The organism is Streptomyces sp. NPDC020597, assembly GCF_044335095.1.
GTDB lineage: Bacteria > Actinomycetota > Actinomycetes > Streptomycetales > Streptomycetaceae > Streptomyces.
On the sequence record NZ_JBIRUL010000072.1, the window covers coordinates 1 to 1983 of the forward strand.

The following is a 1983-nucleotide window of genomic DNA, read 5'->3' on the forward strand; positions in this document are numbered from 1 at the left end:
TGTCCGGTCCCGGGAGATGCTTGACACTTCGATCCCAGCTGATGGTTGACGGTGGCCGTGATCGGCTTTGCTGTGCACGTCGTTGCGGCGTGTGGCAGGAGGCCGGGATTGGCTCTGGTGGAGTTGTCGGTTGTCGAGCAGAGATACCGGGCTGTTCTGGCGGTGCTGGCGGGTGCGACGGTGACGGAGGTCGCCGCCCGGCTGGGTGTGTCGCGGCAGACGGTGAGCGGGTGGAAGTCGCGGTATGAGGCCGCGGGCCTGGCCGGGTTGGCGGACCGGTCGCGTAGGCCGGCGTCGTGTCCGCATCAGGCGTCTGCCGAGGTGGAGGCGGCCGTGTGCGAGCTGCGGCGTCAGCATCCGCGGTGGGGGCCGCGGCGGATCGCTCATGTCCTGGAGCGGTCCGGGGCGGTGAGCCCGGTGCCGTCGCGGATGACCGTGTATCGGATCCTGGTGCGTCACGGGCTGGTGGAGCCTGGGGTGCGGCGGCGGAAGCGGTCGGATTACAAGCGCTGGCAGCGGGACCGGCCGATGCAGCTGTGGCAGATGGACATCGTCGGCGGGGTGATGCTGGTCGACCCGGTCACCGGCGAGCTGACCGAGGCCAAGATCGTGACCGGTGTGGACGATCATTCTCGGTACTGCGTGATCGCGTCGGTGGTGGAGCGGGCGACCGGTCGGGCGGTGTGCTCGGCGTTCGCGCGGGCTCTGCAGATGTTCGGGGTGCCGGAAGAGGTGCTGACCGACAACGGCAAGCAGTTCACCGACCGGTTCGGGCAGGGCGGTGAGGTGCTGTTCGACCGGATCTGCCGGGAGAACGGGATCGCGCACCGGCTGACGCAGCCGGCGTCGCCGACCACGACGGGCAAGGTCGAGCGGTTCCATCAGACCCTGCGGCGCGAACTCCTCGACGACTGCGGAGCGTTCGAGAGCATCGGGGCGGCTCAGACGGCGCTGGATGCGTGGGTTCAGGAATACAACTCCGTGCGTCCGCATCAGGCGCTGGACATGGATTCTCCGGCGGACCGGTTCGCCCCTGTTCCTGAGCAGGAGCGGAGCGTGCTGGGGGTGCGGGTGCCCGGAGTGCTCGCGCTGGTGCCGCAGCAGCGGACGGCTTCCGTGATCCCGGATCCTGCCGATGTGGTGCCCGAGGGTCCTGCGGATCCGCCTGAGACGGTGCCGGTGCCGGTGGAGCACGGTGGGCCGGTGGAGTTCGAGCGGGTGGTCCCTGCGAGTGGGAACCTGCAGGTCGCGGGCAAGCAGTTCTGGCTCGGTCCGGCCCGCGCAGGGCTGACAGTGACGTTCTGGGCCGACACTGCGGTGATCCATCTGCTGATCGCAGGGACGCGGATCAAGAGCGTGCGTTCGCACCTGTCCGTCTCTGATCTTGCGGTGCTGGCGGCCCAGGGAGGTCGTGCGGCCGGACCGGTGCCGCTGCCGGCTGGTGATGCGACTGCGTTCGAGGTGGACCGGGTCGTGAACAACAGCGGGCTGGTGACGCTGGGCGGGCGTCAGGTGCTGGCGGCGGAGATCCTCGGTGGCCGTCAGGTGGGCATCCGGATCGATGACGAGACGCTGTCGTTCTTCGATCCGTCTTCGCGGGAGCTGTTGCGGGTGCGGCCCAACCCGCTCGACCCCGACGAGGTCCAGCGTCTGCGGGGCCTGCGGCCCGCGGGCCCGCCGCCCAGGCCGAGTGTGGAGCCGGTGCGCGTGCAGCGGCGGGTCAGCGCGGTGGGCACGGTCATGGTCTGCCGGCAGGTCGTCTCCCTCGGCCGCCCCTACGCAGGCCAGACCGTGACCGTGCACGTGGCGGAGTCGACGATCACGGTCGAGCTGGACGGCCAGGTCCGGGTCATCCGGCGCACGACCGACGTCCCGGTCCGTAATGTGAAAGCCAACAAGCCCCGTGAAGTCTTCGATGTTGTCTAGGCCCACCGTCAAGCATCATCTGGGATCAGAACGTCAGGCATCACCTGGGACCCGACA

General features: G+C 69.3%; 1 protein-coding gene. It reads left to right on the forward strand.

From position 1 onward, the window contains the following. The first annotated feature begins 123 nt into the window (after positions 1 to 123). Complete coding sequence (locus tag ACH4ZA_RS39840) at positions 124 to 1926, forward strand: IS481 family transposase (RefSeq protein ID WP_398433891.1); 1803 nt, start codon at positions 124 to 126, stop codon at positions 1924 to 1926. The last annotated feature ends 57 nt before the right edge of the window (positions 1927 to 1983 follow it).